This window comes from Tolypothrix bouteillei VB521301 (genome assembly GCF_000760695.4).
Taxonomy (GTDB): Bacteria; Cyanobacteriota; Cyanobacteriia; order Cyanobacteriales; family Nostocaceae; genus Scytonema; species Scytonema bouteillei_A.
This window is the reverse complement of record NZ_JHEG04000001.1, coordinates 1,937,227-1,963,986: the sequence shown is the minus strand read 5'-3', so window position 1 is coordinate 1,963,986 and position 26,760 is coordinate 1,937,227. Positions and strand designations below refer to the sequence as shown.

21 protein-coding genes are annotated in these 26,760 nt (G+C 40.5%); 14 read left to right on the top strand and 7 right to left on the bottom strand.

What is annotated here, in order from left to right; all coding sequences use genetic code 11:
* Positions 1-45 precede the first annotated feature (45 nt).
* On the top strand, positions 46-1,782 hold the full coding sequence (locus HC643_RS07885; RefSeq protein WP_038072250.1) for an iron uptake porin: 1,737 nt from the start codon (positions 46-48) through the stop codon (positions 1,780-1,782).
* 71 nt (positions 1,783-1,853) lie between these two features.
* On the top strand, positions 1,854-3,050 hold the full coding sequence (locus HC643_RS07880) for a substrate-binding domain-containing protein (protein ID WP_038072252.1): 1,197 nt from the start codon (positions 1,854-1,856) through the stop codon (positions 3,048-3,050).
* A gap of 129 nt (positions 3,051-3,179) precedes the next feature.
* Here the strand turns inward: HC643_RS07880 and HC643_RS07875 are convergent, their stop codons facing one another.
* From HC643_RS07875 to HC643_RS07865, 3 genes are all read right to left on the bottom strand, one after another.
* A complete protein-coding gene (locus tag HC643_RS07875; RefSeq protein WP_038072254.1) occupies positions 3,180-3,581 on the bottom strand; it encodes a VOC family protein in 402 nt (133 codons plus the stop codon).
* Positions 3,582-3,672: 91 nt separating this feature from the next.
* On the bottom strand, positions 3,673-4,455 hold the full coding sequence (locus HC643_RS07870) for a sulfite exporter TauE/SafE family protein (RefSeq protein ID WP_050046296.1): 783 nt from the start codon (positions 4,453-4,455) through the stop codon (positions 3,673-3,675).
* A 46-nt stretch (positions 4,456-4,501) separates the two neighbouring features.
* Entirely contained in the window at positions 4,502-5,365 is an 864-nt protein-coding gene (locus HC643_RS07865) for a TauD/TfdA family dioxygenase (protein ID WP_167844636.1), read from the bottom strand.
* A 1,838-nt stretch (positions 5,366-7,203) separates the two neighbouring features.
* On the opposite strand from HC643_RS07865, the gene HC643_RS07860 reads away from it, so the two are divergent.
* From HC643_RS07860 to HC643_RS07810, 11 genes are all read left to right on the top strand, one after another.
* Positions 7,204-7,359, top strand: a complete 156-nt coding sequence (locus HC643_RS07860; protein ID WP_153021520.1) for a hypothetical protein — start codon at positions 7,204-7,206, stop codon at positions 7,357-7,359.
* Positions 7,360-8,610 carry a response regulator gene (locus tag HC643_RS07855; protein WP_237265853.1) on the top strand — a complete coding sequence of 417 codons (1,251 nt, stop codon included), beginning with the start codon at positions 7,360-7,362 and terminating at the stop codon, positions 8,608-8,610.
* A 174-nt stretch (positions 8,611-8,784) separates the two neighbouring features.
* Entirely contained in the window at positions 8,785-9,888 is a 1,104-nt protein-coding gene (locus tag HC643_RS07850; protein WP_038072260.1) for a chemotaxis protein CheW, read from the top strand.
* 96 nt (positions 9,889-9,984) lie between these two features.
* A complete protein-coding gene (locus HC643_RS07845; RefSeq protein WP_038072263.1) occupies positions 9,985-11,442 on the top strand; it encodes a methyl-accepting chemotaxis protein in 1,458 nt (485 codons plus the stop codon).
* A 16-nt stretch (positions 11,443-11,458) separates the two neighbouring features.
* Entirely contained in the window at positions 11,459-13,735 is a 2,277-nt protein-coding gene (locus HC643_RS07840; RefSeq protein ID WP_038072266.1) for a hybrid sensor histidine kinase/response regulator, read from the top strand.
* On the top strand, positions 13,736-14,800 hold the full coding sequence (locus tag HC643_RS07835; RefSeq protein ID WP_038072268.1) for a chemotaxis protein CheB: 1,065 nt from the start codon (positions 13,736-13,738) through the stop codon (positions 14,798-14,800). It abuts the gene before it with no gap.
* A complete protein-coding gene (locus HC643_RS07830; RefSeq protein ID WP_038072270.1) occupies positions 14,797-15,723 on the top strand; it encodes a phosphodiester glycosidase family protein in 927 nt (308 codons plus the stop codon). The genes HC643_RS07835 and HC643_RS07830 overlap by 4 nt, the downstream gene beginning before the upstream one ends.
* A gap of 200 nt (positions 15,724-15,923) precedes the next feature.
* A complete protein-coding gene (locus HC643_RS07825; RefSeq protein WP_038072272.1) occupies positions 15,924-16,775 on the top strand; it encodes an ABC transporter ATP-binding protein in 852 nt (283 codons plus the stop codon).
* Positions 16,732-17,586: an ABC transporter permease gene (locus tag HC643_RS07820; RefSeq protein WP_038072275.1), complete on the top strand. Its 855-nt coding sequence runs from the start codon at positions 16,732-16,734 to the stop codon at positions 17,584-17,586. The genes HC643_RS07825 and HC643_RS07820 overlap by 44 nt, the downstream gene beginning before the upstream one ends.
* A gap of 514 nt (positions 17,587-18,100) precedes the next feature.
* Entirely contained in the window at positions 18,101-18,607 is a 507-nt protein-coding gene (locus tag HC643_RS07815) for a MarR family winged helix-turn-helix transcriptional regulator (protein ID WP_038072278.1), read from the top strand.
* Between the two features lie 39 nt (positions 18,608-18,646).
* Positions 18,647-19,429, top strand: coding sequence for an ABC transporter permease (locus tag HC643_RS07810; protein ID WP_038072330.1), 783 nt, complete (start codon positions 18,647-18,649; stop codon positions 19,427-19,429).
* Positions 19,430-19,456: 27 nt separating this feature from the next.
* Here HC643_RS07810 and rpsU read toward each other — a convergent pair whose 3' ends face one another.
* From rpsU to HC643_RS07795, 3 genes are all read right to left on the bottom strand, one after another.
* Positions 19,457-19,654: a 30S ribosomal protein S21 gene (rpsU, locus tag HC643_RS07805; RefSeq protein ID WP_038072281.1), complete on the bottom strand. Its 198-nt coding sequence runs from the start codon at positions 19,652-19,654 to the stop codon at positions 19,457-19,459.
* A gap of 602 nt (positions 19,655-20,256) precedes the next feature.
* Positions 20,257-20,577 (bottom strand): RNA recognition motif domain-containing protein, encoded by a 321-nt coding sequence (locus HC643_RS07800; protein WP_038072284.1) that lies wholly within the window; start codon positions 20,575-20,577, stop codon positions 20,257-20,259.
* A 282-nt stretch (positions 20,578-20,859) separates the two neighbouring features.
* Positions 20,860-22,029: a fasciclin domain-containing protein gene (locus tag HC643_RS07795; RefSeq protein WP_050046298.1), complete on the bottom strand. Its 1,170-nt coding sequence runs from the start codon at positions 22,027-22,029 to the stop codon at positions 20,860-20,862.
* A 489-nt stretch (positions 22,030-22,518) separates the two neighbouring features.
* Between HC643_RS07795 and HC643_RS07790 the strand changes: the two genes are divergently transcribed.
* Positions 22,519-23,631: a DNA topoisomerase IB gene (locus tag HC643_RS07790; protein ID WP_038072287.1), complete on the top strand. Its 1,113-nt coding sequence runs from the start codon at positions 22,519-22,521 to the stop codon at positions 23,629-23,631.
* Here the strand turns inward: HC643_RS07790 and HC643_RS07785 are convergent.
* Positions 23,628-26,723: an ATP-binding protein gene (locus HC643_RS07785; RefSeq protein WP_063779543.1), complete on the bottom strand. Its 3,096-nt coding sequence runs from the start codon at positions 26,721-26,723 to the stop codon at positions 23,628-23,630. The genes HC643_RS07790 and HC643_RS07785 overlap by 4 nt on opposite strands.
* Between the last annotated feature and the right edge of the window lie 37 nt (positions 26,724-26,760).

The window sequence follows — 26,760 nt, the reverse complement described above, 5'->3', positions numbered from 1 at the left end:
CGCTAGCAGACAAAAGAAAATTAGGTGTGAGTGAGATTAATAATGATGACAAAACAACTTTGTAAACTTCTTAAAGTCACTACGGTGCTATTTGTCGCTCTATTTTGTGCTGCCGATCGCACCTTGGCTGGTGAAATCAAAGAATCGGTAGTATCTGTTGAGCAATTGTCTCAAGAGTCGGAAAGCCTAAGCCAAGTTACATCAGTATCTCAATTTTCTGACGTACAGCCTACAGACTGGGCTTTTCAAGCATTACAATCTCTAGTAGAACGGTATGGTTGTATTGCTGGTTACCCTAATGGGACGTATCGCGGAAACCGCGCTTTGACGCGTTATGAATTTGCAGCAGGTTTAAATGCTTGTTTGGATAGGGTGAACGAACTGATTGCCACAGCAACGGCTGATTTGGTTAAAAGGGAAGATTTAGCAACTTTACAGCGCTTACAAGAAGAATTTGCGGCGGAATTGTCTACTTTGCGCGGTCGTGTTGATGCTGTGGAAGCCCGCACAGCCGAACTAGAAGCAAACCAGTTTTCTACCACGACTAAACTGACTGGAGAAGTGATTTTTAATGTAGCTGAGGCTTTCGGAGATGATAGAGCATTTCCTTACGGACTCGATCGCGATGACTTTAATGGTGTTAACTTGGCAAACCAAACCCAAGTTGTGAACCGCATAGCTAGTTTAACGGGTTTTAATACCGCACAAGCTCAAGCATTGCTCAACTCTTATGGTGCGGGTAATTTTGGAAATTTAGATAGAGATGTGGCAGATAACACTGTCTTTGCTGACCGAGTTCGTTTGAACTTTGACGCTAGCTTTTTTGGAAATGACCGTTTAAGAGTGCGGTTACAAGCTCGGAATATTACCCAGTATTCTACAGGGACAACGGGTACAAACATGACTCGTTTGGGGTTTGATGGGAATGAAAACAACGATGTTGAGCTTAACGATCTGTACTATCAATTTAACTTAGGTACTGGGCTGCGTGTGACACTTGCCGCTCAAACTGAGATCAACGATAGCATTTACGTCTTCAACCCTTCTTTTGAAAGCAGTGGTCGTGGTTCTCTCTCCCGTTATGGAAGGTTCAGCCCCATTTACCGAACGACTGACAATGCAGCTGGTGCAACACTTACCTTTGGGCCTAACTCACCTATCAGTGCTTCAGTAGGCTTTCTAGCACCACAAGCTAGTGACCCTAGTTTGGGACTTGGTCTTTTTAATGGTTCTTATGCAGCTCTTGGTCAGATTGCATTTCGCCCCAGTAAAGCCTTCAATGTAGGCCTAACTTATGTACGAAGTTACTTTAATAACGAAGGAGGTGTGAACCTTCTTGGTTCCACGGGTAGTTTTAATGCAAGCCGTCCATTTGGTAATTTTGCAACGACAGCTAATAATTATGGTTTAGAAGCAAGTTTCCGTCCTAGCTCAAAGTTGGATATTTCAGGTTGGGTAGGTTATACAAATGCAGAAGCCCAAGCAGGTCCGTTTGAGGGTGCGGAAGCGGATATTTTCTACTGGGCTGGTGCGATCGCACTGAAGGATTTGGGTAAAGAAGGAAATGTGCTTGGAATAGTCTTTGGTCAGCCACCAAAAGTCACACATAGTGATGTTATTGAAGACCCCAACACCTCCTATCACTTAGAAGCTCTTTACCGCTTGCGAGTCAATGATAATTTGAGCATTACTCCTGGTGTGTTGGTCATTTTCAATCCAGAACATAATAATGACAATAACACAATTTATATAGGAACAATCCGTACAACCTTTTCTTTCTAAATAAAAATTTTACAATACAAGCATCTCCTGGGTGCAATACCGTCAGCAAAAATATACCTAGAGAGAATAGAATGAATCCCAGCAAATTGAACAATCAAAAGACTAATGAGTGCAGCCATTGTGGTTATGATAAAAATCCTATTGAAGCTAAACGCTGTCGGAAATGTGGTAAGCCCTTGAATGTTGTTTCTATAGGGGAAAACAGTAAAGCAGTTACTCAACCCAAGCCAAAACCCGTTCAAGATTTGCTATTAACACCTTGGATAGTGCGCTCTGTTTTTGGTTTGCTGTTTTTGTTTTTGAGTTGGTTGATCTACTCTTTATTTATAACTGTTAGCAATGTGAGCAATTCCGATCGACTTGTAGGTTCCGGTTCTAGCAGCAACAATGCAGACATTTCTCCCGATCTCAAACTCTACAACTCTATAAAAGATGTACCCAATGTACCGGAAGGTACATTTAACTATGGCGGAGGTGCTACTTTTGCAGCGCTCACCGCTCGGGGTCTGAATGATGCGATCGCCCGAGCGCACCCCAATTTTCGCCTCCGTTACACTCTACCCAGAGAGGGTAAACCAGGTGGGAGAAAGGGTATAACTATGCTGCTCGATAGCCAACTTAGCTTGACTTTACAAGGAGCATCTCTCAGAGATGCTGATTATGATATGGCTAAACAACGAGGCTTTCAGTTAAAGCAAGTGCCAATCGCCTTGGATATGTTTGTCTTCTTTACTCATCGAGACATATCTATTCCTGGGCTTTCAGTCAATCAACTTCAAGATATATACACGGGTAAAATAACTAACTGGAGCCAAGTAGGAGGACCAAATCTGTCAATCGTACCTTTTTCTCGAGACCCTAAGAATTCCACTTTATTAAGTGAATTTCTCGGTTCAAAAGCTGAGCAAGTTAGTTCGAGAGTGCAATTTATTATTGATTACACTGATGCTATCCGTAAAGTAGCTTCTACGCCTGGAGGGATTTCTTTTGGAGGAGTTGGACCCATTGTTGGTCAACAAACAATCCGTCCCCTTGCTGTTGCTAGAGCAAATACCCAAGAATATATACAACCATTCATAGAAGATAATAAACGGATCAACACCAATGCAGTACGGGATAGTACCTATCCCCTTACCCGGCGTCTGTTTATTGTGTTTCGTCAAGATGGTACGATCGATGAACTAGCCGGATACGCTTTCATCCAGATGTTACTGTCTAAAGAAGGTCAGCAGATTGTTGAAAAGGCAGAACTCGTTCCCATACGCTAAGCTTAAGTGACCCCTAGATTGAATCCAGGCGCTTGAGGTGGGCAAAGTCCACCTTACTAATTAATAATTCGTCATCGGTAATTTTTGACTTCAATAGAACTTGCGAACTCCGTGAATATCCTAAAAAGCTTAATAAACCATCTCCGCTTTTAGAAACAATTTAAACTGAATAACGTTATTAGATGGATCTTTTAAATAGAAATTCAACTGGTCTGCTGCTTCTTGTTGACGTTTTCTCGTTACTTCTTGAACAAATTCAAGATTGTGTTGTTTGGCTAATTCCAAGACCGTATTAAAATCTTCTTTATTTTGGAAAATGACGCCAAAATGCCTTGGATACATTTGTGGCATCGAATCAACTTGTTCGGGATATAGATGACACACTAACTGAGAACTAAAGAAGTTTAAAGTTATTCTATCTGAGTACTTTCGCCCCAATTTACACCTCAGTTTTGTCACATAGAAATTTTCAGCTTCATCTAAATCTTTACAAGGAATAGCTACGTGAAAAACTTTGTTATTATCTTCCATTTTTTTCTCCTTAAGAAGGCAAGACTATGAAGGTATAAGAAGGCAGGCGTATTCTGATTTTCTTTGGGAAACTTAATACAATCAACACAAATTAGTGCAAACTTTCAACAATCATAAACGTTCCCGTAGCAGCCAAAGCCCAAGCAATTAGCTTACGAAGCTTTGACGTATCGATCTTTTTCACAGAACGTGCTCCTAAGTATGAGCCTAGTATAGTTGCTGGTACGAGAAATAAAAGAAGTGGTAAATGAACGCCTAAAGTCAAAATACTGGTGACTGCACCAATACTGGCAGTAATAAGGTTAATTGCCAAATTGGTTCCTACGGCATCCTTTGGATCGATACCCAAAACTCGAATCATTGCGGGCAATCTCATACTACCAAGCGCTAAGCCTACAGCACCGGATAGCAATCCCAAGACAACCCCAATTGCTACCTCAAGTAATAAACTTTGTTGAGTAGAATGCTGTTTTCCAACTAAATTTGTTTTTTGATTCTTAGCTATTTGAAAGCTGGAGTAAATAAGTATAATTCCTATAAGAATTTTTGCCCAATATGCTTCCATACGAGCAAAGGTAAGCATACTGATAAAAGCACCAAGCCCTGAAGGTATACCAATCGCCCATAACAATCGAAAATTGACACGACCTTCTCTAATATGACAATAAGTGCCTGCGATCGATCCCATAGCAGAAGTTGCTAGGTTTGTACCCGTTGCAATACCGATTGAACTGGTGGATGCTTGTAAAGCATATACAAGCAAAGGAAGCCGGATATTACCCAGAACTAGACCTACTGAAGCGCCAAAATAGCTCAGAATAAAAGAAACGATCGCAAGAATGAATATGATGAAGTAATTCTCAGGAAAGGTCATAGTTTTTGAACCAATGTAGATGCTTTTTCTTAGAGTCTTTCAAAATCTAAATTTTAGTCTTAGGAAGAAATCCAAATTTTAGGTATTGAGCATATTCCGAAACTCCATCAAACCACAGTCTATTTATTTTACGAACTTCATTATCTGGAAAAGAAGTTCTTCCATGTAAGACACTATTATTTTCAATCAACAAAATTTGATTGGCTTTAAGTTTAAAAATTAATTGATTTTTCGGCTCGTTAACGTAATTTTTAATAACTCTAAAACCTTTTTCTATTTGAAAATTCATTTCTACTGAAATAACTGAATCAGATCGGAATGCAATCGATATTCTGCCTTCTTTTTCAACAAATATTGGTCGTGTAGCTGTTCGTTCGCCTCTTGTGATGGTTAATGGATTGGCAAACAGCTTATACAACTCTTGAACATAATTTTCTAGTAAATACTCATAGACATCCTGACCGTAAACAATTTGAGACAATCCGCCATGTTTAGATGGGATCTCGCACTGCATGGCAACTACCTTAGGGGGGTCCATGTCAAATGAACCGTCTGTATGTATTGGATGCAGTCGATTGGTAGCAGAAATCTGATCTTCAGGAGCTAATTTGCCTAGATTTTCAACTGGAACAATACCATTTCGATCGGAACGTTGGTGTCTCTTAACAGAACCAAAAAACTTCCCTAAAGCTAATAAATTCTCTTGAGGATTGGGAGAAGGATCGCATTCTAGTATGACAAACTTAAACTTATTGAATGTCTCAAACAGCTTCTGTTGATCTTGTTCAGACATTTCTACAACTTTATCAATCTTTAGTGTTACGCGATCGAGATTAATTTTGGAATCTTCAAAAATATTGAAGTTATACTCATTTGCTTTCCAAATTGAAAGTTTGTCACTTAGAATCATAAACTCCTCTTTATGACTTATTTAGAATGGCTATTTAGAAATTCCCTCATACATATATTAAGCATGAAATTTACTGACTTAATAGCAATAAATAATTGCTAAAAAAATCTTGCAGAATATCTAATCTGAGCTTGCTACATACTTCATCTAATAGAAATAGATTTGACTTAATTGTTAGTAAAATTACTATTCTTTCTGATATGAAAACTATTTTTATTCTCATAAATGAATATATTTTATCATCCCAAAATTATCTTTTAATAAATATTAAAAAAGCGGATTGGAATTTTACTGATTTTTTTCAGAACAAATATATAAATATTACATTGTCTAAAATATTTCAATGAAAAGAGCTTCCTCATACCATTTCTTAGGATTTTGGCTATTCAAGGATGGAAGTACAGAAGGCAATTTTCGCTTCTTTTGCTATCAAATTCCCTTGAGATTACGTTATTTCCGCGTTTTACACTATTCAAAATTTCGTTATAAGTTAAATCTTAATGAGTTTCACAAAATATTAGATATGATACTTTTTGAAAGTAATAAAAATAACTTTTATTTTAAGTAATCTTGTCACAATGTTATGATTTGTTGACTTTTCTAAGTTTGCAATTCGTTTTTAACAGCTTAAAATCAAGCTAAAAATGAGAGAGTAAGCGAATTTGATAGCTATCATCGATCTAAAGTAATAAATAAGTCATAAGCCAAAAAAGCTACTAAAGGTTATTGAAAAGTGTAATTTTAACTCCTTGTCAAGATGTTCGTAATAGTATAGAAACTGTTCAAAGCAAATAATTACAGCAGATTTCTACTGGACGAGTACAGCAATACCCTAGCCACCCGAACCGAGTACCTATCCGGATACCAATGTCTGGGTTGGGGAGGGGTTTACCTCATTGAGATGCAAAGCGCTATGTGTACGCGAGCCATATGAAATTTCCTCGTATGCTTATGTAAAATTTTTGGCTTTATAACTTCTGCATTGTCCAAAAAATAATTACGTGCATTAGGTGAAACTTTTGCTTTAAAGCGTTTTTCAGATGCATTACTTCGATCTAAGTAGAACTTTTAATTTGAGAATAAGTATAAAATATGGGAAATAGGTGAGCATTTTGTAAATTTATTTTGAACAAAAACCTGTCAAGGTTGCAGTTTAATTAGTGCATATCATTGTTTCCTTGTAGAGTGCGTCAGTCTTAAACTTGTTCAAAAAGTCAAGGATCTCATCAAAAACGCTCACTCTTTTTTTGTAATGATTATGATAATTTAATATGTTTATCTGCGAGCAGAGCAAAAGGACAAACTTTAGAAATGATACAGAGGAATTTTGTGTGGTGTACAGCCCAATTCTGTTTTTCCTCAACTAGGAAAGTTTAGTGAAATAAGTGACATTATCCTATATACTAAGTTCGGAGAAATTTTACAAATAAGCTGTTGCGTGTGAGCTTCGCGAAAGGCACGTGGAGCTTGCTCTTGCTTTTTGGCACTTTGTCTGGTAGCTTTGAATATGCGAGATAATATGCAGTTAAGTTTTATGCATAACCTCTCTTTATAGTTAAGGATATAGTAAAGACCGTCGCTCTAAGAAAAGCCTTTGTTAAGAAGTCCAGACTTGGTGCATCTCAATTGTTACAATACATCTCAACATAGTTCCGGTGTATCTACCAGAAATCTCTCTAGTCAAGCTAAGTAAACGAGCTCACTGAACCTCAAAAGAAAGTAGCATTAAAGACATTGTTATTGTCAGTATAATAGGTCAGCTACCTTTCTTATCGTTCCAAGAAAGCTAAATTTGCTAAAGCTTATCCCCACAAAGTAGGATTGGTAGGTATCAATTTATGTCTTGTACTCCACTTCAGACATCTGGAACTGTTGCAAAATTTGTGCGATGGCGATCGCTCAGGCAGGTTATCTACAAAATTATACACAGATTGGGCTCTGCCTTTACTTTGCTAGATCTGATGTTGAAATATATGCCTGCTAATTGGGTTTAGATGATGTCAAGAAAAATACAATATCAAGCTGGAGAATTACAGAATGAGCTTGAAGATCTGCGATGTCAGCGAGTGAGTGGCTTAGTTGATATCAGCGCCTTCGTTCATCCGGATAAACAACCTAGAAAACGTGTTTTAGTTTTTAACAACGGCGAAATTATTTACGGTGGAATAAAAACTCTCACCAATCAAGAATTTGCCAGACAAATTGGGGTAAAGTGCAGCAGTAGCTGGGCGGATACAGCTGTCAGATACGCCGCGCAAAAGTTACAAAATCCCTTATCTTTTCGAGAACTGTTAGAACATATCGTTCGGATAAGAGTATTCAAATGGGAGGAGATTGAAACCTTCGTCCGCACTCAAGTCGCGCAAGTCTTGGAACAAACCCATTCATTTTCCGGACAATTGCAGGTGGACAATACACTACAGATCGATCTGAGTTACGGAACTGATGGTCATACCTTGAACTGGTACGCGCTGCTTCAAGAAGTGGGAGAACGCCAAAAAAAATGGGATGCTCTGGCTCCAATCGTCCCCAGTATGGAGGCTATTCCTCAAATTTTGTCCGGTCGTTGGCGAGCCATCATAGAAAATAACAAACAGCAACACTTACTTGAGAGGGTGGATGGTAGGCGATCGCTCATAGATATTGCTGAAGAATTAGATCAAGATCCACTAGAACTAGCTCAATGCTACAAAGTGTGGTCAGCCTCGAATTTGCTTTCTATAAGGGAAAACACGTTCCTAACACCATCCCAAACTCAAACTGTGACTCCAGACGTTCCTGTTCCTGTAGAGCAAGAACGTCCAATTGTTTTGAGTGTTGACGACAGCCCAGTCGTACAGGCTCTTATTAAGAGAGCGTTGGTTGAAGACTACCAAGTTTTCTCTGCAAGCAATGCTGTAGAAGCTTTAAAAATGCTGAATACTCATCCAATTATGCTCTTGCTGTTGGATGTAACTATGCCAGAAATTGACGGATTAGAGTTTTGTCGCACAGTCCGCAGTATTCCTAGATTTAAGCAATTACCTATTGTTATGGTAACAGCACGAGATAAATTTTCCGATAAACTTCGAGGTCAAATTGCAGGTACTACCCATTATTTAACGAAGCCATTTGAACCAGAAGCCTTACTAAAAATTGTAGATAAATATGTTAAAGAAAAAAAGCTTGCTGAAACAAACTCTCGTGAATCACGTTTTCGTGCTTTAGGCTTTAAAAGCCAAACTACATCCAGCAAAATTTTTTAATGGGTAAATCAATTCAAAGAATTAAATAGAGATGAATTTTATACAACTCTTTAGTACAATCGTGAAATTTATTAACAAATTAGGGAAAATCATATTGTTACGTTCGTGCTTTTGAAGCTCCGTTCATTATAGGACTCTTGGGGTGTATTTTCTTTTTTTAAAACGGTATTATATATGTATCAAAGTAGTAAATATCTAACAGTCCTGCTCCACGATTCACTATACGGTATTGAAGCAGAATTTGTTCAAGAAATTTTTCCTCTTCCGGAACTTATACCTGTTACCGATACCAACAGCGATCTGATTGGAGTCTTTTATTTAAAACAGCAACTCATCCCCGTATTACATCTCGATTTACTATTAGGTTATTCACTAAAAAATTGCCATATAAACGATTTTCTCATCATCATACAGTGGGAAAGCTTACAAATTGGCATAATAGTTCACGAAATTTTAGAGATGATAGAAGTCGATAATAATCTTATCGAAACACCTATATTACAAGGAGATATATCCGATCGCACTATTTCAGTTATAACTGGATTTATTCAAGTCAATTCGCAAGCTGTTTGGTTGCTTAACTCTCAGCAGTTGATCCGTCATCCAGATGACTTACTAACTTTAATTTGGGATTTAGAAAGTGAACTAGATACCAGAAAAAAAGCTGTTGAAGAAGAAAAATTTATAGATAATTATCAGTTACTTGAGGAAAGCTCGGTTCCAAATTTTTACGATCTTTATTGCCCATACATAACTTTAGAAGAAAGAAAAATTTTTCAGCAGCGAGCGTTAGAACTTCAAGGCATAACAGTCAGGTTGGAGACTGAGATTGAAAAAATTTCTCTTGCTGTCATTAGTTTTGGAGATGAATATTTTGGTCTGAATTTAGAATTGGTGAGAGAGTTTACCAATATTCAAAATTTAAAACCTATTCCTTGCTGTCCAAAACATATTCTCGGTAATATGAATTTGCGAGGACAGATTATTACCTTAGTCGATATTCGTCATGTTTTGAATCTTCCGACTACTCCCATCACCCTTGGTTCTAAAGCTGTTGTATTTCAAGTCCATGATATTCTTGCTGGGTTTCCTGTAGATCGAGTTTTGGAAGTCGTTGCGCTCAAACAGGATGAAATTTTACCATTAAGTGTAACTTCATTTGATGATACCCTACAGTATCTTCAAGGATTTGTTCCTTTTGAAGACCAAATTCTTCGTATTTTAGATTTACCCAAGATCTTAACAGAAGGAGGATTAATAGTGAATGAACAAATTTAGATTGGCTACTATGGCTCGAACATCGATTTCCTAGTCACTAATTTCTAAACCGCAATCTCTATTTCCTATAAATACCAAAATAAGGATATACAATATATGTTTACCAAAATTAAACTGAGAGAAAGAATTATATTGGGATACTCATTTCCACTTTTACTATTGATGTTACTTAACGGGTTAGCTTTCTTAAATTATAGAAATTTAGATGTCTCTTTTCAAAAAGTAGAAGAAGCTAAAAATGCTGATAAAGAAACTGCTCAATTAACATTAGGTATTTCAAGATTTGAAAGATCTGTGCGCGGTTTATTGATATTTAATGACCTTCCTGAAGCCTTGAACAAAGACTATAAAGAATCAGTAACTGAATATAAAAAAGCTATTCAGTCACTTGAAAAAATTTCTGTGACTCCACGACAAAAAGAAAGATTGACACAGATTCGCCGACTGGGAGATGAGATCGAGCAATTTTCTCAAGAAATTGTAAACTTGATAGAATCTAGCAAGAAAGATGAAGCCATCAAAATATTTCAACAAGGAAAAAGTAGAACTTTATTACAGGAAGTTGAGGAGTTACAAACGGAATTTGAACGGGAGCAGGAAAGAATTACAGCCGTGTTGCTTCAAGATGTTAAACAATCAGCAACTATTGTACAAATTGTTGCCGGTTTGGGAACATTCATCACAGTTATTATTTCCTTAGCGATCGCTTATATCCTCGCATCTACTATTGTTAAGGCAATCCAAGATGCTTCAGATTCAGTTTCATCTTCTGTAAAAGATATTACTTCTACTGTTAGCAAGCAGGAGCAGATCGTTTTTGAGCAATCTGCTTCTGTCGGTCAAACAACTTACACAATGCAGGAATTAGGAGTGTCTGCACTTCAATCAGCAGAACAAGCAGAATTATCAGCCCAAAGAGCAAAGCAAGCCTTAACTCTTGCTGAGGGTGGGACAAAAACAGTTGGTCTCACAGTGGAAGGGATTGCAGAACTGCGAGACCAGGTGACTGCGATCGCCAACCAAATTGTCCGCTTGAGCGAACAAACATCTCAAATTTCCACAGTGTCCGATCTCGTAGCGGATTTGGCAAATCAAACAAATATGCTAGCTCTCAACGCAGGAGTTGAAGCAGCACGCGCAGGTGACCAAGGAAAAGGCTTCGCCGTTGTGGCGGGTGAAATTCGCAAACTCGCCGACCAAAGTAAAAAGTCAGCAGAACGAATCAATGCTCTAGTTAATGAAGTCCAAGCAGCGATTAACTCCACAATTATGGTGACCGATGAAGGCACAAAAAAAGCGACACAAGGAATTAAGCTAGTAGCAGAAACGGGAGATGTATTTACAAATATTGCTGATGCTGTTAACAACGTGTTCCTCAACACCCAACAAATTACCCAAACTGCCAAACAGCAAGCAATTACAGTACAACAAGTTGTCGCTGCAATCAATGCAGTCAACACCGGAGCAGAAGAAACAGCCATAGGTATTACTCAAGTAAAAGTGGCTACCGAAGAACTGAACGAAGCTGCTCAAAATCTTCAGGCTGTACTTTGAGGTAGAAGGAATTCCTATGATGATAGAAGATGAAGAGTTGCGATCGCTATACAAAGAAGCGAGCGCAGAACACATACAAAAGATTGAAGCAGCATTGCTACATCTAGAGAAAAATCCCCAAGACAACGCCAAGCTTGAGGGATTATTGCGAGAAATGCACTCTCTCAAAGGCGATTCCCGGATGTTAGGGGTCAAAGATGCAGAGACACTAACCCATGAAATGGAAGAAATTTTGGGAACCGTCAAGCGAGGCGAACAAGTTCTAACACCTCAGCTGTTTGATTGTCTTTATCAAGGGATAGATGCTGTCCGTAAAATTGCCCATGAAGCCATTACCGGTCAACCAGCGGGAGTCAGCGTCTTCCATGTCCTCGCCCAACTTATGAAAGTTGAGCCTGATGATACCTATTCGGAAATTCAAGAAACAACAACCGATTCCCACGATACCAAACCAACCCACACCAGAGTGGAACAGCCCTCTGTCTCCACAGACGCAATTCACCCCAATGAACCAACAGAACTGATTGATGACCAGATTGATACAATCCGTGTTGAATCTGAAAGACTCGATAAACTATTAACTTACGTAGGTGAATTAGTTGTCACCAAAGGTCAAATTGCCAACCAACTCGCCGATTTAGAAGAAATCACAACCTTATGGGAAGATTTAAATCGGCAAATTTTTGCCAGTCGTCAATTATTGCAAGATTCACTAGAGCATCTACCAGATACAAAACAGCAATCACTGCTCAGGTTTTCCGATTTATTGGAAAACCGCCTCAAGCAATTAGGAATTTATTTAAACAACCTTAAAAATAAAACCACAGATTCCAGCACTAAGCTCGAAGCTGTATCCGATGAACTGAATTCAGCCATCACCTCTGTCCGACTGATACCACTCTCAGCAATATTGAATTTCTTCCCTCGTACTGTCAGGGACTTAGCCAAGCAGCAAAACAAAGAAGTCAATCTCCTAATTGAGGGAGGAGAAACTTGTGTAGACAAGCGGATTTTAGAAGAGATGAAAGATCCACTGTTGCACCTCCTTCGCAATGCAGTCGATCACGGTATTGAAACCCCTTTAGAACGCCAACAAGTCGGCAAACTTCCCACAGCCACAATTCAGATTCGAGCTACCCAGACAGGTAACACTGTAACCATAGAAGTTTCTGACGATGGGCGCGGATTGGATGTTGAAGCCATTAAACAGGCTGCAGTCAACCGAGGTATCTGCACTGAAGAAGAACTTTTAAGAATGTCCCTGGCTGAAATTCAGTCATTGATTTTTGTTCCTGGGTTCTCCACCCGCACCTCAGTCACAGAAATTTCTGGTAGAGGAGTTGGTTTAGATATTGTACGTGCAAATGTTGAGCGTTTAAAGGGAAAGATACTTGTAGAATTTACACCCGGTTTGGGTTGTTTATTTCGTATTACGATTAATAGCGTACTTGCAACAACTCGCGTCTTAATTGTAGAGATCAACCACAATCCCTATGCGATTCCCATTGAATTTGTTGAAACCATGCTGTTGGTTTCTCCGCAAGAAATTTTTGCTGTTGAAGGTAGCCAAACTTTTTCTTTCCAAGGACAACCCGTATCTATTATTTGGCTTGCCGATTTACTCGGTTTGCCAGTGAAGATTCCCTCAACAACACAAGCGTTAACTGCTGCTTTAAAAAGTATTCCATGCGTTATCTTACAACTTGGTTCTGAGCGGTTGGCTTTGCTAGTAGATAACGTTGCGGAATTACAAGAAATTGTTTTAAAGCCACAAAGTAGTTTGCTAAAACGAGTGTGTAATATTGCTGGAGCAACTATTCTGCCGACTGGAGATGTTTGTATGGTGTTGAGCCCGACAGATTTATTTAAATCTGCTAAAAAGACAGTTGTCTCCATTACAGTTAGAGAACTAGCTGAAATCGCACAAATTAAAAAGAGGATTTTACTAGTCGAAGATTCAGTTCCTATCCGGACTCAAATGAGACGGATTTTAGAAGCAGCTGGTTATGAAGTTATAGTGGCTGTAGATGGTCAAGATGGTTTTGAAAAACTGAGTGAAAGCCAATTTGATGCTGTTGTTTCAGATGTCCAAATGCCAAACCTTGATGGATTTGAGTTTACTATGAAAATTCGCGACTTAGCAGAATATCAAGAATTACCTGTTATTCTCGTCACTACTTTAGCAACCGAACAGGACAAACTGCAAGGTGAAAAAGTAGGAGCAAATGCATACATTACTAAAGGACAATTTGAACAGGGAGAATTTTTAGATATCTTGAGGAGATTAATATAAATGTATTCCTTGAAAAAAAAAGTTGTTTTAATTGAAGATTCTCCCATTGCTTTAGAAATTCTTCAACGAATGCTAAATTCCTCATCAGAAATAGATGTGGTTGGTACGGCGCGGAATGGTGAAGAGGGCTTGGCAGTTATTATTAAAACTCAGCCAGATGTCATTTGTACCGATTTGTTGATGGAAAATATGGATGGGTTGGAATTAACTCGGCGCGTTATGGCTGAAAATCCACGACCTATTCTAGTAATTAGCAATTACGTGCAGAAAACAGACATTGACAATGTTTTCCGATTGTTACAAGCTGGTGCAGTAGATGTTTTTCCCAAACCTGCAAGCAATTCGCCTACTGATTATGAAAAACTTAAGTCGGCGTTGATTGCTAAGATAAAAGTGCTTTCTAACATGAAATTAATTCCCAAACGGGAATACAAACAGCTTCCTACTGTCGGTCAATTGACAACCTCTGAATCGGTTTTTCAAACGAACTCACCAAGAGCGATCGCAACGTCTCGCATCCAAATTATCAGCCTTGGGGGTTCTACCGGGAGTTTGCAAACAATTCAAAAGATTCTCAACCAACTCCCGTCTGATTTTCCACTACCCGTAATTTGTGTTCTGCACGTGGGTGAAGGTGTGTTGTCAGGATTGGTCAAATGGTTGTCATCAGAGTGTGGGCTGCGAGTAAAAGTTGCTGAAGTTGGGGAGTTTCCGTTACCAAGAACCATTTATTTTGCACCAGAAAAGAATCACTTGGAATTGGATTCTCAAGGTGCATTTATTTATGCAAAACCTTTACTGGGAGAAAAACATTGTCCTGCGATTACAGTAACATTTAAATCTGTCGCTAATTATTATGGTAGAGCGACAGCAGGTGTGTTATTATCTGGGATTGGGAATGATGGAGCCGCAGGCTTGCAAGCAATTTCTCAAGCAGGCGGTATTACACTAGCCCAAAATGAAAACGCCATGTTTGGTATGGTCAAAGAAGCAGTATCTTTGAATGCCGTTCAACATTTGCTAAATATTGAGGAGATCGCTCCTTTTTTACTGGATATGTTATGAGAAAAATCTGGTGGTTTTTAGGAATGCTAGCCAGTATGGGCATATTAATGATACTTTTTTGGCGTTCCTCACAAAACTCCGTTTTAAGTAGTACAAAAGTAACAAATAAAATAGCTCTTACAGAAAAAACTATTAGGTATGAAAGGCGCGTTCTCAAGCAGGGCGAAGCCCATATTATATTTGTTCCTTCTCAAAGTGATTTTTTAGTCACACCTGCAGTATCGCAAAACTTAGAAACTCTCGAAACATTTGCCCGGAAGTATCAAGCGATCGCTACCATTAACGGTGGTTTTTTCGATCCAAAGAATCAAAAAACAACATCAAATATTGTTCTACAAGGCAAGCTGGTTGCCAATCCGAGAGAAAACGAACGCCTCGCAAACAATCCCGATTTACAATCGTATCTCAATCAAATTTTTAATCGTACAGAATTCAGACGTTATGCGTGCAATACTGCTTTAGGCGAGAACTCAAAGGCAAATAGTACAGCCCGTTATGATATTGCTTTTCACAACGATCCACTCCCTGTTGGTTGTCAGTTAGTTGATGCTTTGGGTGGTGGACCGAAGCTATTACCGGATTTAACTTTGGTACAAGAAGGCTTTGTAGATGAAGCCAAATCCCGCGATGCTTTGGGTAGTACTCAACTTAATGCTAGAAGTGCTGTAGGTATTACCCGAGACGGTACCATTATTTTGGTCACCATTTCTCAACAACCAAAAGCTTCTCTATCTGGAATATCATTACCCGCACTTGCAGATTTTATGAAAAGTTTGGGTGCGGAAAAAGCGATGAATTTAGATGGAGGTAGTTCTTCTTCTCTGTATTACAATGGCAAAACTTTCTTTGGAAAATTTGATTCAGAAGGAAATTTCGTAAAACGACCTGTCAAGTCAGTTTTGCTAGTGCGAAAAAAATCTTAAAAATTTTAGAACTTGTTAATAAAAGGCGTAGGGTTGGCAATGCTAACCCTACTTCACTTTTTTCATCTAGATTGTCTGGAAAGGCGAAACCATCATCTTGCTTGCATTTTGAAAGATTTAACCCAAGAGAACTTTTCGTTTGAAAAAACATATGTAATACTAATTGTTAGGTTAACTAACTAAATTAGGGAATCTCATTTGTGGCTGAACTGATAGGAAGAACAGAGCGGTGGCTACCGCCTTTATCCGAGCAAAACATAGCTTTGGAAGTACGCGCTTTGACTCGCAAATTTGGGAAATTCACCGCAGTCAATGGTTTAAGTTTCACTGTTGAAGCGGGTGAAGTGTTTGGGTTGCTTGGACCGAATGGTGCGGGAAAGAGTACGGTCATTAAAATGCTGACAACTTTATTACCCCCAACATCCGGACAAGCTGCGATCGCAGGATTGGATGTAGCGCGACAAGCACCGTTAGTGAGGCGTGTCATTGGCTACGTTCCTCAAGCCCTGTCTGCTGATGGTAGTTTAACAGGTTACGAAAATCTATTGATGTTTGCCAAGCTGTATGACATTCCCCGCAGCAAAAGAGAACATTTCATCAAAGACGTACTGACTTTTATGGGTTTACAAGATGTAGCCCACAGACTTGTAAGAAATTACTCTGGAGGAATGATTCGCAAGTTAGAGATTGCTCAATCCATCCTGCATCAACCGCAAATTCTGTTTCTTGATGAACCAACGGTAGGGTTAGACCCCATAGCCCGGACTCAAGTTTGGGAACTCATACAAGAACTCCGAAACAATTATGGCACTACCGTACTTTTAACAACCCACTTTTTAGAAGAAGCCGATCGTTTGTGTCATCGCGTTGCAATTATCCATCAAGGTCAAATAGTTGTCACGGGTACACCAACAGACCTAAAAGCTTCTTTAGACAAGAGCAATGCAACTTTAGATGACGTATTTATTTACCATACGGGCGATCGACTCACATCAGGAGCAAGCTACCATGAGACATCAAGAACCAGACGCACTACCCGCCGATTGGGCTAACAGACGCTATACTCGTCAAGGAAATTTGTTAGTCGCAACTTCAGAACTGATTGATAAGACAATCATCCTTGTTGAACTAGAAGTACGCAAACTATTACACGATCCCAGTGATATATTTTTACGAACAGCACAACCAACTTTGTGGCTTTTAATTTTTGGGCAAGTCTTTAACCGTATTCGTGCGATTCCTACAGGGAATTTGCCCTATATAGACTTTATGACTGCCGGAATTTTAGCTCAAAGCGTACTATTCATGGCAATTTTTACAGGTGGGATGGCAATTATTTGGGAGAGAGACTTGGGAATAGTTCAGAAATTCCTAGTTAGTCCAACTCCCCGCCCAGCTTTGGTACTGGGAAAAGCGTTGTCTTGTGGAGTGCGAAGCATACCTCAAATCATCATTATTTATGGGCTAGCATCCCTACTTGGCGTCCATTTGAATTTTAATCCCCTTTTTCTTTTGGAAGTTGTACTTATTGTAGTTTTGGGAGCAGTTTGTTTCTCCAATTTTTCAGTCATAATTGCGTGTCTGGTAAAATCACGAGAACGTTTTACAGGTATCGGTCAGTTAATAACCATGCCTTTGTTTTTTGCGAGTAATGCTATTTACCCTATTGCGTTGATGCCAAAATGGTTGCAAGTTATTTCATTCCTCAATCCATTAACCTATCAAGTTGATGCGTTAAGAGGTGCGATGCTGCTAAACGGTACAAGCACATATGGGTACGCATTAGATTTTGGTGTTCTGTTATTTGCAGTTGTTGTCTTGACCGTTATTGCAGGACGATTGTATCCACAAGTAGCAGTATGAAGAAAAAGCTTATTCTAAAGTATTGGAGATTGCCAGTAAGGCTAGGAACATTGTGAGGTTGAACTAGCGATTTGTAACCCACCCATAATTCAGATAATCTTAAATTTGGGTGGGGCATACAACAATACTGCAAGGGCTGAGAAGATTGTTGTGGAAGAGAAGCACCTTTGTGCAGGGGAGGAAAAAAACGCTCTTTCCGACAAGTATTGGGATGGGCGTCCTCGCCTGCTCTTACCTAGGCTACCGTGGTGTAAACAAGTCTCCTAAAATGCCTTCTGGCAGTTTCGAGCCCCCCTCGCCCCCCTTAAAAAGGGAGGAAAATTCTTTAATTCCCCAATTTATCGGGGAATTTAGGGGGTTTCTAAAGATGTGTATACCACCGTAGCTTACCTGGGAAGGGAAAGACTCTGGTTCATTTAGGTGAAAACTGCTGGAAAAATAAGGTTATTGCTAGAGTAGAGTTACAAATATGCATCATGATATATTGATGCGCTAAAGAAAATTAATTATTCAAATGGGTTTAAAGCGAACTTCTCAAAAAAACACTTCTCAAGAATGTGCTGCTAAGGTAATGGAGACAATTCCATTGGTGATGAGAGCTATTCGAGCAGATATGCGTGCTCAGGGCTCTACAACTTTGTCAGTTCCTCAATTTCGGACACTAGCATTTCTCGATCGCAACCCCGGTGCTTCACTTTCCGATTTAGCCGAACATTTAGGAGTAACTCGCGCTACAGCATCAGCAACCATAGAACGGCTCGTACAGCGTGCTTACGTACATCGTAACGATCATCCTCAGGAACGACGGCGGATTGTGCTCAAGCTAACTGAAGCAGGAAACCATCACCTTCAACAAGCTCGCGAACAAACTCGCACTCATATTGCCAACCTCCTCAAACACCTTTCGGAAGAACAGATTCTGCAAATAGAAGAAGGACTGATTTTATTAAAGGAAGTTTTTGAAGAAACTTTAAAAGAACGAGAAACCGATGAATCAGATTTACCTCACATTTTGGGATAATTGATATCTAAGTGTTTTTAAAACCCGTTTTAACCCGTGATAAACAGATACCTAAGAGTACTGACATTATTTTGGACTGCTGCCATAGCAGCTGAATTAGAGTACCGCATTAACTTCCTCTTAGCAGCGCTAAGTAGCTTAGGTAACATGGTGGGTAGTCTCTTCGGACTGTTCCTCTTTTATGGAAATGGCTACCGCTTTGCTGGTTGGTCTTGGGAAGCAGCTTTGCTAGTCTTGGGAATTTTTACTTTACTTCAAGGCTTTTCAGCAACCTTTCTCGCTCCAAATCTCAACAAAATTGTCCGCCACGTACAAGAAGGGACGCTAGATTTTGTACTGCTTAAGCCCATTCGCAGTCAGTTCTGGCTTTCTACTCATACTATATCTCCCTGGGGATTGCCAGATGTTATTTTTGGCAGCATCATCATTGGTTATGCCGGACAACAACTCCGTCTCGGAATTGATGACTATCTCAAGAGCATAATTCCCCTATTCTTTGGTTTTGTTATTCTTTACAGCCTGTGGTTCATGCTAGGAGCAACTAGTATTTGGTTTGTCAAAATTTATAACGTCACTGAGGTTTTGCGAGGTTTACTGGAAGCTGGTAGATATCCGATGGTAGCCTATCCTACAGCTTTCCGCTTTTTCTTTACCTTTGTGGTTCCAGTTGCATTTTTAACAACTATACCAGCAGAAGCCATGCTCGGACGAAGCCAACTCTCTGGCACGATCGGAGCAGGAATCTTGGCACTGGTACTGTTTTTTGTTTCCACAAGGTTCTGGCAGTTTGCGCTGCGGTTTTATACTAGTGCTTCAAGTTAAGGCTAAAAGCTTCTGCAAGCACGGTACTTACTGTTGACGAAAACCCCTTTTATATCTTTGCTGTTTGTGTCTGGCAATAGCTTTACGCTTGTGCTTTTGCAAAGGTGTTTCAAAATGACGATGTTTCTTGACGTCTGAAAAAATTCCCGCCTTGGAAACTTCCCGCTTAAATCGACGTAAGGCTGACTCAATCCCTTCATTCTCGCCTAGAATTATTTGGGTCATTCTGTTCTCTCCTACTAAATTCTAAATTGACTGATGGCTGACCATTAGTCATTGCTTGCCGTCAACCGTCGCTGGTCACTGAGTAACAAAAAGCAAAAAGGGCAGACAAAAACTCTGCCCAAAATACTTAAATCTCTTTCATCACTTTCGCTCCTAGAAAATTTGAAACCCTATTTTCACGTTGGTCTGGGTAGGTAGTGAATCTATTTCTACAGGCGGTGAGTCCAGTGCTACAGGCGGGTTTCCCGCGCCCTGGCAACTGGCGTATAGCTCTTGCGGGTATATCTTCGCATCGCGTAGCGTCTCCGTAAGGAGATACAAGGGAGGGGTTTCCCGCGTCCTAAGACCTGCTCTACAGCCCTGCGGGCATAGCTTCGCATCGCGTATGGCCCTTACAGGCATTGCAGAAAGGCAACGCGAAACGTGTCGCCCCTGCGACGAGAACATCTGCCTAAGGAAATACCTAGAGCAACTTTGCTTGTATAGCAGCGAATTCTATTCGCCTCGATTATTTTCTCTCTAGAGTGGTAGAAAAAGGTTAAGAATTACAGCATTTGTTTGAACAATTGAGATTGGAAGAGGAACCAAAAAACGCTCAAAGCTTAGTAGCGTCGAGAGTATCCACCACCACCACTGTTGTTTCCTCGTCTACCCCCACCACCAAAGGATGAACCTCTCTCTTCACGTGGCTTTGCCTTGTTAACTTTTAGGTCACGACCCATCCATTCAGCACCATCAAGACCTTCAATTGCCGCAGTTTCTTCTGCATCTGTTTCCATCTCCACAAAAGCGAAGCCTCGTACACGACCTGTTTCCCTGTCTGTAGGTAACTGAACGCTCTTTACAGTTCCATACTCACCAAAAACTTGTTGGAGATCGTTTCGTGCGATCTCATAAGATAAATTACCAACATAAATTGACATAAAACATCTCCAGAATCAAATTGAGGTAGAGACTTAGATCCGGAGAGACACTTGTAATTATAGATACAAACAAATTGTATAACCGAATATAATCTTAAGTCAAAAGTATATCACATAACTGTTAAAAATGCTATCAACGTCAACTGCTCCACCCACTAGGGATGTAAGCACGATCTATAAGAAAAATGCGAATCAGGTTTAGGAATTGGGGCACATCTCCAATTCCTAAACCTGACCGCTTGTTTCTTGAGAGCGCCCTCTGCCGTTTTAAGCCTATTAAAGTTATTTTCGGCTTAAATTAATATTAGGTGGAATCAAAACTTGATTAATAACATGAATAATCCCATTACTGGCTTGAATATTAGACTGTAGGATTTTTGCGTTATTCACCATCGTTTGATGAGTGAGAGAATTGATTTCAATATTGACAGCTTTGCCTGCAAAAGTTTTTAGCTTGCCTTCGGAAAGTTCGCTTATTTGGCGTTTCCGAGGAATCACGTGATATGTCAAAACTCTAATGAGAGTTTCTCTATTTTCTGGTTGCTGCAACCACTCTAAAGTGCCTTCGGGCAATTTAGCAAACGCTTCATCAGTTGGAGCAAACATAGTCAGCGAATTATTTGGGTGTTGCAAAATCACTGTTAAACCTGCAGTCTTCAACAAAGAAGTTAGAATTGAAAACGAGGCATCAGATGCAGTAACCGTCACAACATCAGGAAGAGTTGTCAGATTGTTTCTGCTGGCATTAACCGCCTGAGCAACTACATAATTAGCAGTGGTGATGTTACTGGGAAGTGGTTCTACTCGTTCTTGCCAAACCAATGCTTGGTATAGGAGTGCTGCTGCAGAAGCACGAGTAAGAGGTTCTAGTGGATCGAGTCGCTTGACATTGGGATAGTTAACCACTAAGTTGGCTTGTGTTGCTGCGGCTATGGCATCAGCAGCATAGTTAGGAATGATTGGAGCGTCAGTGTAATACCCATTGAGAATATTTGATGCAGGAGCAGTTGCTGTCAAGCCCAAACCATTTGCCAAAGCAGCAATTGCTTCAAACTTACCAACTTCCTGTTTGGGAAGAAACAAGTTTGCTGGATAACCGGGCATAAATCCTGTTTCGTATGCTTCCTTAATTGCAGAAGCAGCCCAGTAGTTGGAAGGAACGTCTTTAAAGCCGCTAGCGTTTAACTGTCGAATCCGCTTTTGCTCAAACGCTTTTTGAAGCATAACTGCAAACTCTGCGCGTTTGACAGGTCGATCGGGTCGAAAAGTACCATCTGCAAAACCATCTATAATATTTCTCTCAACGATGGCTTGAATAAATGGACGCGCCCAATAATCGGCTTTAATGTCAGAAAAAGTCGTTTTTGATGTTGAACTCAGAAGAGTTGGGACAGCATTTTGCGCTGAAACTGGGAGCGACATCATGACAGGAGATGCTGTAGCGACTGCCATTCCAAAAGCTATTATTATACGGCTGACTGATGAGCTGCGAAACAAACTACACATATAAAAGAACCTCAGAAAAGAAGTAGGGCAATCCTCAAATTGGCTTCTATAGGTAACAGAGCAATGAGTTACACAAATGCATGGTTTAGTATAAAAAACAATTCATTTGCCCTAGTGTACGCAGTTCATAACGGCTACTTAAAATGAAGACAATGAGGAAATAGAGATAATAAGGGTCTTCAATGGCATCAACAAGCGAACAGGATATATTTCTAAATTTTTTATCGTAAAAAAAGCGAGTTGGGTGGGCAATACCAGCCGTTCGATATTGAGGAACAGCAACCACCCTACCGTGAATCAAATACCTTTATTACTTACAGCTTTAATAACTCTGCTTTTATATAGATTTTAGTTGAGTAAGAATTGGTTAAGTTTAAAAATATACATTTAATGTGCTGTACGATCGCTCATCCTAGAACAGGTATTTTTCCACTTATGGAATCCATACTTCAAAAGGAAGTTATTGAAAATGTTGTTGAAGCTGCGCTTCAAATTGACCCTATTCAATCAGCAAAGATAGTGGGGTTACACTACGTTAGCGATGATGTTCCGGGAATTCAACGTCAACGCGTAGACGAAGAGTTTTGCTACATCGATATTCATGGGTCAAAAATTTGCGATGAACAGGAGTTGAACCGCTTTAAATCTCTGGTTATACCTCCCGCTTGGACTGATGTCTGGATTTGTCCATCCCCTAACGGACACTTACAAGCAACAGGACGTGATGCAAAAGGACGAAAGCAGTACCGATATCATAAAAATTGGCGACAAACCCGCAGTCAAACAAAATTTAATCGCATGATTGTTTTTGGGGAAGCTTTGCCCAATATCCGCAAGCGAGTTGAAGAGGATATGGCGCTTAAAGGTGTCCCAAGACAAAAGGTACTGGCAACAGTCGTCAAACTTTTAGAAGTTACCAAAATTCGTGTTGGCAATGAAGAGTATGCCCAAACGAATAAATCTTTTGGTTTAACGACAATGCGCGATCGCCACGTTGATATTTCAGGTTCAACAATCCGATTTAAATTCCGAGGAAAAAGCGGAGTAGAACATGATATCGAATTTCGCGATCGCCGTTTGGCAAAAATTGTCAAAACCTGCCAAGATATTCCCGGACAAGAATTATTCCAGTACTTAGATGATGAAGGTCACCGCCAACCCATTGACTCTAGTGATATTAACGACTATCTACGTGAAATCACAGGTTTAGAGTTTACTGCCAAAGATTTTCGGACTTGGGCAGGTACTGTTTTAGCAGCACAGGAATTTTACGACATGGGGCAAGTCTCATCACAAACACAAGCCAAGAAGAATGTTACCCAGGCTATCAAAAATGTAGCAGAACATCTTGGCAATCGTCCTGCTACCTGTCGTAAATATTACGTTCATCCTGCGGTGATTGAAGCTTATACGGACAATTCTTTGTTCCCGTTTTTAGAAAATGCATCAGCAGAGTACCAGTCCGATTCACCTCATTCTTTACGACCGGAAGAAGTGGGAGTCTTGAAACTGTTAGAACATAATTTGTTGCAGGAAAATGATGGCTAAACTTTCCCCACTAAGAGCGCGATCGCTTGAACAAGTTCTTCTGGGTCAACAGGTTTAGAAATGTGTTGTTGAAATCCAGCCGCTAGTGCTTGCTGTTGGTTTATTTCTCCTGCATAAGCGGTCAGGGCAATTGCTGGAATTTGGCCTCCCTGCTCTGGCGATCGATTTCTTACCTGGCGCATAAGCATATAGCCGTCAATTTGTGGCATTCCAATATCACTGACTAAAATATCTGCCTTAAAATCATCAAGAGCCAACAATGCCTCTACTGCTGATGCGACAACTTTCACCTCTGCCCCAGATTGTGTCAGAATTGCCACTACCAACTCTCGCATATCAGCTTCATCATCTACCACCAGAATTTGCAACCCAGATAATGGCAGCTGGTGAGTTGTAGAGACGTGCAATAGGGCATCTTTACACGAGTCATAGAGTTCCTGAGTGTCCTCCAAAAGAGGTAATCTGACTGTGAAAGTCGCTCCTAGGTTTTCTCCCGGACTTTCCGCAAAAACTGTGCCACCTTGTAATTCTGTGAGATGCCGAACAATGGCTAATCCCAATCCCAGCCCGCCAAATTTACGTGTTGTTTGACTGTCTTCTTGTAAAAAATACTCGAATACGTGGGGGAGAAATTGCGGGCTGATGCCCTTGCCATTATCTTTCACTTGAATCTGAGCGTAATTATCCACCTGTTCTAACCGAACTTCTACCGTTCCTCCCGGTGGAGTAAACTTGATTGCATTAGATAGTAAGTTCCAAACCACTTGCTGCAAGCGATTCCCATCGCCAATCACTCTCCCTAACTCAGAGTCGAGTATAGTTTGAATCTCAATATGTTTTGCTTGAGCTGCTAACCGAACAGTTTCTAATGCTCCTTGAATAACTGTGATTAAATTCACCGGACTGGCATTTAAAACCAATTTACCTCGCAAAATACGCGAAACATCCAACAAGTCTTCAATCAGTTGAGTTTGTAATTTGGCATTCCGCTCAATAGTTTCCAACGCTCGCTCGCTTGCTTGCTCATCCAACTTGCGCGATCGCAATAGCTTCGTCCATCCTAAAATTGGATTGAGGGGAGATCTCAATTCATGAGACAAAACTGCTAAAAACTCATCTTTAATGCGATTTGCTCTTTCTGCCTCCTCCCGCGCTGCCCTTTCTCTTTCTAACAACCGCTCTTTTTGTTGCTCTGCTAGTTTGCGATCGGTAATATCAAATGCAACACCAGCCATGCGAACGGGTCTACCCTGTCCATCGTGATAAGCGCGACCAATCGAACGAATCCAACGCACGGCTCCGTCTTTGCGGATAATTCGCGTCTCAACGTCGTAATCTTCTCGATTGGCAAGCGATCGCTCTACTGCTGTGTTGATTTGCGCTCGGTCTTCTGGATGAATGGCATTTATAAAGTCGGTATAATTTGTTTCATCCTTTGGTGCCAATCCAGCCATTATTTTACATCGCTCTGACCAAACAATTTTACCGGAGGCAATGTCAAAGTCCCAAGTTCCTATTTCACCTCCTTCTAAAGCAAACCGCAAGCGTTCTTCACTTGCTTTGAGAGCTGCTTCTGTTTGCTGTAACTTGGTAATGTCTAGAAATGCAGCAACTGACCCCCTAGGCTTTCCTTGTTCGTCAAATAAAGGTGCTGCATAACCAAAGAGATGGGAAACCGATCCATCTTCGCGCACGGCATCAACAACTTTTCCTTCAACGGGAACTCCATGTACTGCAGCATAGCGCAAAGGAAGTTCATCACCTGTGAGTTCTTTCCCATTCTGAAGAATTTTGTAGAAGGGACGGGGATTACCTTCAGGTGGGGTACTCGATACATTCATGTTGGGTGATAATCCCAGAATTTGAGCAAAAGCTGGATTGGCTTGAACGTTGCTAAATGTGAGATCGCGAGCAATGAGAATGCCAATTGGAATGACCTCAAACAGTGTTTGCAATTCATCGATCCGATGCTGCAAATCTTGATTGAGTTTTGCGATCGCTCGCTCCCGTATTTCGAGTGTTTCTGCCATCTCATCAAAAGCACGAGCCAATTGACCGAGTTCTCCTGGCTCGTAAGTGAGATGGGTGCGTGCGCTCATTTCACCTTGGCGAAGTTGCTCGGTTGTTGTGACAAGTGATTTTACTTTGCGGAGCAAAAATAAATCTCCTCCAACCCAAGCGGCTACCAGAGCAAGAATTGTAACCGTTGCCAAGCTAATTAGGTTAAGGGCTAAAAGTCGGTCTGCTTCAGCAACGGCAACATCTTGAGGAATACCAATTCTGATAAATATATCTGGGCTAGTAGATGCATTGCTGACACCAGTAAAGGCATAAAGTCGTTCAACGCCATCAAGCCCCCGTGCTTCGTTTGTGCCTTCTTTTTGCTGTAGGATGAATTCTATGGTATTGCGATCGGCAAGAGGCTTGCCAACCCAATTTTGTGGATCGGGATAGCGGACTAGCACGGTGCCGTTGCGATCGCTGACTGTTAACACCGAGCCCTTTGGTAACTGTGCTTTGGCTGCCAATTTATTTAGCCAAGCAAGATCCCAGGCTGCAAAGACCACGGCTTTGACTTTTCCGTCTCCATCTAAAAGTGGATAGCTAAAGTTGATGGATGCTTTCTTTGTGGCTCGACCAATTTGATATTCCCCAACAGCAAAAGCTCGAGTGCTCTTAGCAAAACGAAAGTAAGAGCGATCGGCTGCATTGATGGCTTTGTTCGTACTCGGAGCACTGCAAATTAAATTGCCATTAGTATCAATCACTCCAAAACCCGCATAAGCACGGTACTGCTTGAGTAAGTTAGCAAGCAATCGCTCGCATAGCTCTGTGTTACCGTTCCGTATTTCTGGCAATTGAGACAAAGCCATCAAGAGTTGGCGTACACCTTCATTGGCTTGTTCCTGGTTAGCAGCAGCAAATTGAGCCAAGCGGAGCAAATTTTCCTTTGCATCAGTAGCCGCACTTCGGCGTTGCGCGGAAGCAGTGTAGAGAATCAGCCCCAATGCCGGAATAACCGCTAGTAAAACAAGGAGAATCAAGCGGATACGGAGGCTGGATAAAAAAGAAGAATTAAACCGGAAACCCATTTAGCAGTGGCCAGTGAATTTCTACACTTGGAAGTCT